This is a genomic window from Nocardioides sp. NPDC058538, from assembly GCF_042719275.1.
GTDB lineage: Bacteria > Actinomycetota > Actinomycetes > Propionibacteriales > Nocardioidaceae > Nocardioides.
Genome location: NZ_JBHXNY010000069.1, coordinates 1 through 8,469 on the forward strand (window position 1 = coordinate 1; position 8,469 = coordinate 8,469).

Sequence of the window (8,469 nt, forward strand, 5' to 3'; positions counted from 1 at the left end):
CTAGACGCCCCGTTCACCCCGGGTAGGGGCTCGCTGGGGGATTACTTTCGGGGCGGGACTCTCGCGTTTGACTCGGAAACGCTCGCCCGGCTCAGTGCGTACGCCGCTGAAGCTCCGCTTTTCGTCTCGGTCTACCTTGAGCGTCCCGCGATTCTTGGCCCGCTGCTCGAAGTGGCGGCCGTAGTTGTGGGTGACTTCGGTGCGAGTGACGCCGTCGTCCTGTCCGCCCTCCAGGGGCGGACCGCACTCACAGGCACCTTCCCCTTCGACATCCCGTCATCGATGGCAGCAGTCGAAGCCTCCCGTGAAGACGTCCCGTTCGACACCGTCGAACCGCTGTTCCGTGCCGGGCACGGCCTGAAGCGCGCCGCATTCGCTTGGACTGCATCGCCTTCGATGTAACACCGATCAGGAAATCTCGAGGAACTCGGTAACGAGGGAGGTCGCGAAGCGTGGCACGGATCTTGGCCCGGGACTGACGGCTGCTGACACATGCCGCGGAAGTATGCCGCCCTATCACCACCCTCAGTACCTTCGGGTAGGTCCACGATCCGCCCACGCACGTCCGGGGGCACGCGTTTGGAGGTTGATACCTGAGGCGATCACGCCAGGCAGAGTCCCCACAATTTCATGAGATTGGACCGTATTCGAAGTCCTTTGGGATTCGCGCGACAAATCGAGTTGCATTTCATGATCGACAGAGCAAAACCCAGCAGGAACCTGAAAGGAAATTGAATGAAGATTGCCTTTGCGCGTGCGGCTACATTGATCGCCGCCTGCGGGCTCTCCTTGAGCCTAATGGCCGGCTGCTCCTCAGCGACCGAGGATCGGCCTACCGAAACCAAAGATTCGGCGGGCCGCGGAGCAGGTACAACCATCTACTTCGTGCGGCATGGCAGCTCGCTCTTCAATGAGAAGGGAGTCGTCATGGGCTGGTCCGATTCCCCGTTGACCCCACATGGAACAGCACAGGTAGAGCTGGCCGCCACGGCGTTGAGTGACGTGGATTTCGATGCCGCTCTCACGAGCGACTCCGGTCGAACGCGACGAACGGCCGATCTGATCCTCGACTCCGATGTCACACCGATCGCCACCTCTGACCTGCGTGAGGAGAGCTATGGCGGGTTCGAGGGTGGGACCGACGAGGAACTCTGGGTGCCGGTGCTCAAGGAACTGCGCCTGCCGTTCGATCTAAGCAAGACTACCGATGGCGACATCTGGACGAATCCGGACCTGCTGGATGCCTACTACAACACGCCGCACGACGAGATCATGGATGCTATTGCTGACGCCGATCCGCGTGGGATGGCAGAGGGCTCGACTGGGTTCAACACGCGGATTGCCGCTTCAATCGATAAGATCAGCGAACTGGCTGAAGCCAATCCCGGAGGTAGCATCCTTGTGGTGAGTCATGGAGGCACCTTGGCCGAACTGTTGGAGAAAGTCGATCCCGCTGGTTTTGACTACAAGAATGTGGCCCTGGGGAATGCGAGCATCACGACCGCAACCTTCGACGATGGTAACTACAACATCACAGCGGTGAACGAGAGTCCGCAGGAGCATCGGAAGGGCTGAGAGGGCTACTCAAAGGAACGGGTCGCGGGGGAGTGCTGAGGCGGTCGCGCACCGGCTCGGCGATGGCAAGCAAGGGTCGCGTTAAAAGTCTGGTGTCGGTTGCTGGACCTCTGTTTTCAGGTGGTTCGGAGCCTACAATCCGCCTATGACGATCGAGCACGACCTACGGGCGGTCGCTGACGCGCTGGCTAGTTCCATTCCGGCCATCAGCGAGGAGATCTTGCAGCGTAGTCGCGCGGGAGCGCCGAACTACTACCGGCGCAACGATCCTATGTTGCTGGAGACCGAGCTGCCGAGCATCACAGGCGCCCTCACGAGCATCATCCACGGGCTGCGCCACTCCCGCATCCTTCCGGAAGGTGCCTCCGAGGGCGCGCTGGAAGAGGCGCGGGCGGCTGCGCAGACCGGCCTCGAGGTCACAGACCTCCTCCTGACCCGGAGGATCGGACAAGTCGTCCTGTGGAACTGGATCCTCGACACCGCGGCGCGGGTGGTTCCAGAGGGGCCACGCCGGATCGCGGTCCTCAAGCAAGCAGCCGAGTACCACTTCGCATGGAACGACATCATCACCCACGACGTTGTCGCGGCGTACGAGCGGGAGAAGTCCGCATACTTCTTTCATAGCCGCGATCGACAGCGTCGAGCGATCGTCACCGACCTGCTCAAAGGAGTGCCGACCGACACCGAGCAGCTCGGGTACAACCTGAATGCGGAGCAAATCGCCGTGGTTGCATGGGGTAACGCGGCACGCGCGGCACTCAAAGTGCTGGCAACACTCCTCGACGCCGCTCTGTTGGTCGTGGAAGGCACGGGAGGTACGTCGCTGGCCTGGCTGGGACGCAGCCGTATGAGTGAGTCGTTCGAGAAGCACCTGGCCGCGATCGAGCCACCGCCGGCAACGTACTTGGCCATCGGCGGTCCGGGAACCGGGCTCGAGGGCTTCCGATTGGGGCATCGGCAAGCGTGGCAGGCGTATCGGGTGGGTCGGCTGCGGCCACAACCGGTGACCTGCTATCGCGACGTCGCTCTCGAGAGCGTGGTCTTGCGCGACATCCCGGCGGCGCGCGACTTCATGCGGAGCGAGTTGGGAGCGATCGCCGATGGCGACCCGCGCAGCGAACTGCTTCGCGAGACGCTCCGCGCCTATTTTGCCACCGGGCAGAACGCGGCCGCGACTGCTGTCCGAATCCACGTCCACGAACGAACGGTCGCCTACCGGCTGAAGTCCATCGAGGAGCGGCTGGGATTCCTCATCAACCATCGTCGCGACGAGCTTGCAGTCGCTCTTCGTCTGGCAGACGTCCTCCGAGACGCGACGGACAGCCAACTCGCGATGATGGGGGAGCACGCCCCGACTGAAACTGGTCTGTGACCAACCGGTCTGGGGTGACTCGAGACGTCTTGCTCACGGCCACGAGGGGACTGCCGAAATTCGCAACGCGCTTCCGGGGGCCTTGTCAGTGATCAAGCATTGGGAAGTGGGCAGACGACTGGAGCCCGGTGACGACGGCGACCTGTTCGACGGTGTCCTTGTTCTCGCCATCGACTTCGACTCTGGGGTGGACCCTAGACGCTGAGCGTGACTGACGGTTGGCGAGCCAACTGAGGCCACGCGCGCCGAAGAAGCCGTCGCTGCTCACCCGGATCGATCACGATGCCTCGGCCTGATCGGGCGGAGAAACGTGGAAGTGTCTGCTGACGCGTCGGTATGAAGATCGAAGGAATGGGTGTTCACGCGACGCAGTCGACGGCTCGTTCGTGCGATTCTGGAACGTGGGCAGGCAGAGGTTCCGCGGACGGGGCGGTGTGGGTCGCCCGCACCGCGGTGCTAGGAGCGGGAGAACGCGAAAACTAGTGGCGGCAAGCATTCGCGAGGCAGCAGTTCGCGGTCAAGCATTGGTCACGGCGCCCCGGCATTGCGACCTCCGCTGCCAAGGTGGCTGGTCCCATCTACTTCGACACGATCTCGTGGCCTGAACGTTTCGATCCGACGTTGGAAGCCACTCGGCGTATGCCGCTGCCATAGCCGTCTTCAGCAACGGCGCTCGTACGCCATATGGTCGACCTCGACGCTGAGAACTGGTCGCGTACGGTTGGAGAAGGTCTTTCGAGATCCGTCACACCAAACGCCGCCACAGGCGAGGCGTCGGGGGTCGACCGAGTGGGGGAGTCTGGGCTCAGTGCCGTGCCCTCGAGAAGCATGGGAGGGGTTGTCGGTGCGTTTCTGGTTCGAGCGGAAACGCTCTCGGTCCCGCGTCGTCGCCCTGCCGTAGGTGAGTGCGATTACGCGGGACCGAGCCGTGGACGCCGATCAGTCCGCCAGGATCCATACCTCGCGGAACTTGGTGTGGAACGTCCAGGTGGATGTGTGGCCGGCTGGCAGGAATGCCTGCATGCCCGGCTCGAGGTCGACCTTGGACCCATTCTCCAGCTCGATCGTAACCTCGCCCTCGAGGACGTAGATGATCTCGTTGTATTCGAGCTTGTATGTCGTCTTGGAGGGGTCGCACTCGAAAACGCCGGTGCCGCGCGCACCGTTCTCGAAGTTTTCGAAAAGGGTGAAGCCGCGACCAGCGGGATCACCACTCAAGATGGTGACGCCGTCAGGCTGCCATGTCTCCAGTTCGACGCTCGCGGACTCAACTGCCTTGATCTCGTCCATCGTAGATCCTTTCGTCGGTGCAGCCTTGGCTGCGGTGAGATGGGTGTGGTCGGCCCCGCGCTGATTGCCAGAGGCGGCGCGGATCGCCTCAGTGGGTCAACTGGTCAGCCACCCAGTCCGCCATTCGCAGTCGTGGGGCGGGACCGAGGTTGTGGCAGCAGTGATCGCCCTCGGGCTCAATGTCGATCACGAGGGGGGCATTGACTGCGTACTTGCGCAGCAGTTCCACTTCGCTGATCGGCGTCTCGTCCTTGGCGCCATGCAGCACGTAGGTGGGGACGGTGAGGCCGGAGAGCACGGGGCGTACGTCGATGGCATCACGTACCCGGGCTTGCGCGGTCTTGAGATCAGGGGACTTGGTGACGTACTTCCAGCTCAGCTTCGTCATCGGGTACTCGAAGTCCCAGTCATCCATCTGCACGAAGCCGCCCCACGATACGCAGGCACGGAATCGATCGTCCATGGAGGCCGCGCGGAGCGCATAGTGTCCGCCGAGGCTCCGGCCGACGACGCCGATGCGGTCACTGGCAATGGTGTCGCTCAGGGTCACCAGGTGGTCAAGGATCCGCGACGTGTATCGCTCGTAGTCTCCGGCGAGTGCAACGTCGTCGAACATCTCGCCCTGACCAGGACCATCGAAGGTGAAGGTCGCGATGCCGCGCTCGAGGAGGAGGTTCTCGAAGAGGTAACTCTCCTCCTTGGTGCTTTCCAGTCCTCCTAGCAGCACCGCGCATGGCACCGGGCCCTCGGCTCCCTTGGGAAGACGCAGGTAACCGATGATGGTCGTGTGGTCGATGGGTAGGTCGACCCGCAGAGCCGGCGGATCCAGGAGAGGCGCGGCGCGGTGGTAGAGCTCAGCCTTGCGCTTCTGTCCCCGCGGTCGCCGCTCGTCGAACCACAAGAACTGCGCATACTGCGCTGCCATGGAGCCGACCCAGAACCAGTACCCAGCGGTGATCGAGTGCCCACAGGCAAGGGCGGCGTCTCCCATGGCTTCATACTCGTCCGACCGCTGCATCCAGTAGTCGAACCAAGTGACGTCGGGGTCCCGGTCACGGGCGGCGATCAAGTCGGCGAAGGGCAGGCCGTCCATGAGTAGGCGGCCCCAGTTCAGCATCTCCTGCTCGGGTGTGGGCGTTTGCTGAGTCACAGTTGTCATCTCGTCTCCATTCTCGTTTGCCCCGCATCCTCCCTAGCCCTTGGCTGTTAAGGGTCTACATCTTCCGCGAATCCGATCCGATTGTTTGACGCCCATTGAGCAATGAGCCGCCGCTGAGCTGCTGCCTAGAGCATCGCGGCGGCATGGGTCTACATGTTCTGCGCAACCGGGGGCGTGCTTTTTCCGTCCAGGAAGCAGTGACGTGCGACTGCTTGGGGCGACACTGGCGTCCCGGCACATCGGACCAGAGTTAGGACGAATCGTGAGCAAACCCGGAGCTTCAGGCGGACTGGGCGCCTCGGCAAAGCGATACGTGGGCAAGTCAGTGCGGCGTCGCGAGGACCCGCGTCTGCTTCGGGGTGAGGCGCGCTTCATCGACGATGTCGATCTGCACGGTCAGCTTTACCTGAGCGTGGTGAGGTCCAGCGAGGCTCACGCCCGCATTTTGTCGGTCAACGTTGCCGAGGCGAGTCGAGCGCCCGGTGTTCGCTTGGTGATCACTGCGGACGACATCTCGGCTCACGTCCCGCTGGAGCAGATTGGGTACCACGACGTGTACCCGCAGATTGACGACTACCTCCACCCCGTCTTCGCCTCGGATCGTGTGCGTTACGTCGGTCAGCCTGTGGCAGCGGTCATTGCTGACACCGCGTACTTGGCCGAGGACGCCGCTGGGTTGGTGGAGGCTGATTACGAGCTTCTGCCGCCCGTGCTGGACCCGCAACACGCTATGTCTGACGAGGCCGAGCCGCTCTTCGACGGTTGCAGCAACGAATCCGTGCGGATCGTGAAGTCCTACGGTGACTCAGAGAAGGCTTTTGCCGAAGCGGCGCACGTGGTGAAGGGTCGATACGTCACGGGGCGACACTCCGGAGTGCCCATGGAGACGCGCGGTTGCGTCGCTGAGCCCGACCGCGGCCGCAAGCAGCTGTTTATGTGGGGGCCCGTACACACCCACGACTGCCAGCGACTGATCGCAGAGGTGCTGGGACTGCCGCTCGCTGATCTGCGCATGAAGCACGTCGACATTGGCGGCAGTTTCGGGGTGAAGGGCGGCGTGTTTCCTGAGTACATCATGGTCGGATGGGCGGCCTTGAATCTTGGTCGGCCGGTGAAGTGGACCGAGGACCGCCTAGAACACATGGTGGCCAACGCTCATGCCCGGGAGCAGGTGCACGAGATGTCGGCCGCCTTTGATGCCGAGGGTCGAATCCTTGCACTGACCGACGAGATCTGGCATAACCACGGTGCGTTCATGCGGCAGGCCGAACCGCTTGTCAGTGACATCACTGTTGGCATGGTGCCTGGTCCCTATCGGGTCCCGGTCTATGACGGTGTCCTGCATGTCGTGCACTCGAACAAGACGCCCCTTTCCGCCTACCGAGCGCCGGGAAGGTTTGAGGGCACGTTTGCGCGAGAGCGACTGCTGGACCAGGCAGCCCAGGAGCTGGGTCTCTCGCGTGTGGAGATCCGTCGACGCAATCTGTTGACCGCGTCGGACCTTCCGTTCAAGCCCGGGATGGATATCTGTTTCGAGCCCTACCACTTCGACTCCGGGGACGTGGTGAAGCATCTGGAGCAGGCGCTCGAAGCGGCAGACTACGCAGCCTGGCTGCAGGAGGCTGAAGACCTCCGCGCCCAGGGGCGCCTGGTAGGCAACGGAATTGGGATACTGATGGACAAGGCCGGACTCGGGCTCTACGAGACCGGCGCGGTGGATGTCGACGCGTCGGGGCGTATCAGAGTTCGGACGGGGGCTTCCTCGGTCGGCCAAGGCATCGAGACGGTGCTGGCCCAGATCGTCGCTGAGGAGCTCCAAGTGGACCCAGAGCTCATCGACGTCGTGCACGGCGACACGGAGCTGGTGCCGGAGGGAGTTGGTTCCTGGTCGAGCCGGTCCACGGTCCTCGCGGGCGGGGCCGCGCGTCAAGCGGCACTCGACACCCTGGAGAAGGCGAAGCGGCTCGCGGCGGACATGCTTGAGGCAAACGTCGAGGACCTCGTCCTCGACGATGGCCATATTCGTGTCGCCGGCGCCGCTCATGAAGGGATGAGCCTGGCGGAGATCGCTGGACGCTGGGACGGATGGTCCGCGCGTCTGGCGGGAGATCAGCCTGGATTGGGGGCCCAGGCGGTGTACTTGGACAACCACATGAACTATCCCTACGGCGTCACTCTGGTCCAGGTCGAGATCGATCCAGGCACCGGCGGTCATACGTTGCGTCGCTTCTTTACCAGCACCGAGGCTGGGCATGCGATCAACCCGATGACGACACGCGGCCAAGTGGTGGGCGCGGCAGCTCAGGGCATCGGTGGCGCCTTGTACGAGGAGTTCGTATACGACGAGTCTGGCCAACCGCTTGCAACATCTTTCATGGACTATCTGTTGCCAACGTCGTTGGACGTTCCGGACGTCGACTTCTTCATGACTGAGGACGCGCCGACTCCTAACAATCCCTTTGGGGCGAAGGGGCTCGGAGAGGTAGGCATCATCGCTGTAGGCGCCGCCGTAGCGGGCGCCATCGACGACGCATTCGGTGAGGGTGTCCGAACGACCAAGGTGCCCGTTACCCCGGAGACATTGTGGCGCAGGGCGCACGCGAGTCCTCAGTAGCGGGCCTCAAGGAGATGAGCCTAAGCACTCGGAGCCTGTTGGTTAGGTGGCGAAGTGAACTGTATCTTCCGGCATCGGTCCGTATTTGAGGATCGTCACGTGAGCCAGAGCCATGTGAAGGATGTGAAAAATGCGAGACGAGAACAGTGAGCCAGATGTCGGCAACGAAGCGGATTACGAGCCCGTCGAAGCGATGGTCGCCATGGTTCTGGCATGGGGTGTTCCGGCGTCGGTCGCGTTTGGCGACGCCGACGCCGACACATAGGTGCCACTTGATCCAAGGCGTGGATTAGTGTGGTAGATGGACGTCTATTCCCGTTCTAACGGCAGGGGCCGGGAATCATTCGTTCAATAGCCGGGTGAAGATTGCAGGTGACTGGCAAGCGAGTGAGCACGGTCGATCCGCAGTTTTCGGCATGATCGACGCGATCCCGTCGAAAGCTTCCACGTGCTGATTAA

General features: G+C 62.7%; 6 protein-coding genes and 1 pseudogene. 5 read left to right on the forward strand and 2 right to left on the reverse strand.

From position 1 onward, the window contains the following. The 3 genes and pseudogenes from ACFWQC_RS28065 to ACFWQC_RS28075 form a co-directional block, all read left to right on the forward strand. A pseudogene (locus tag ACFWQC_RS28065) lies at positions 1–402 on the forward strand (glycoside hydrolase family 3 protein); the annotation flags it as partial. Between the two features lie 333 nt (positions 403–735). Further along, positions 736–1,575, forward strand: a complete 840-nt coding sequence (locus ACFWQC_RS28070; protein WP_378686054.1) for a histidine phosphatase family protein — start codon at positions 736–738, stop codon at positions 1,573–1,575. A gap of 145 nt (positions 1,576–1,720) precedes the next feature. Beyond that, complete coding sequence (locus ACFWQC_RS28075; RefSeq protein WP_378686056.1) at positions 1,721–2,947, forward strand: PucR family transcriptional regulator; 1,227 nt, start codon at positions 1,721–1,723, stop codon at positions 2,945–2,947. 939 nt (positions 2,948–3,886) lie between these two features. Here the strand turns inward: ACFWQC_RS28075 and ACFWQC_RS28080 are convergent. Then, positions 3,887–4,237 carry a cupin domain-containing protein gene (locus ACFWQC_RS28080; RefSeq protein WP_378686059.1) on the reverse strand — a complete coding sequence of 117 codons (351 nt, stop codon included), beginning with the start codon at positions 4,235–4,237 and terminating at the stop codon, positions 3,887–3,889. Between the two features lie 88 nt (positions 4,238–4,325). After that, a complete protein-coding gene (locus tag ACFWQC_RS28085; RefSeq protein ID WP_378686061.1) occupies positions 4,326–5,396 on the reverse strand; it encodes an alpha/beta hydrolase family protein in 1,071 nt (356 codons plus the stop codon). Positions 5,397–5,658: 262 nt separating this feature from the next. Here ACFWQC_RS28085 and ACFWQC_RS28090 point away from each other — a divergent pair, with 262 nt between their 5' ends. Together ACFWQC_RS28090 and ACFWQC_RS28095 are read left to right on the forward strand one after the other, a co-directional pair. Continuing rightward, a complete protein-coding gene (locus tag ACFWQC_RS28090; RefSeq protein ID WP_378686063.1) occupies positions 5,659–8,010 on the forward strand; it encodes a xanthine dehydrogenase family protein molybdopterin-binding subunit in 2,352 nt (783 codons plus the stop codon). A 130-nt stretch (positions 8,011–8,140) separates the two neighbouring features. Then, positions 8,141–8,275, forward strand: coding sequence for a hypothetical protein (locus tag ACFWQC_RS28095; protein ID WP_378686066.1), 135 nt, complete (start codon positions 8,141–8,143; stop codon positions 8,273–8,275). Positions 8,276–8,469: the final 194 nt, after the last annotated feature.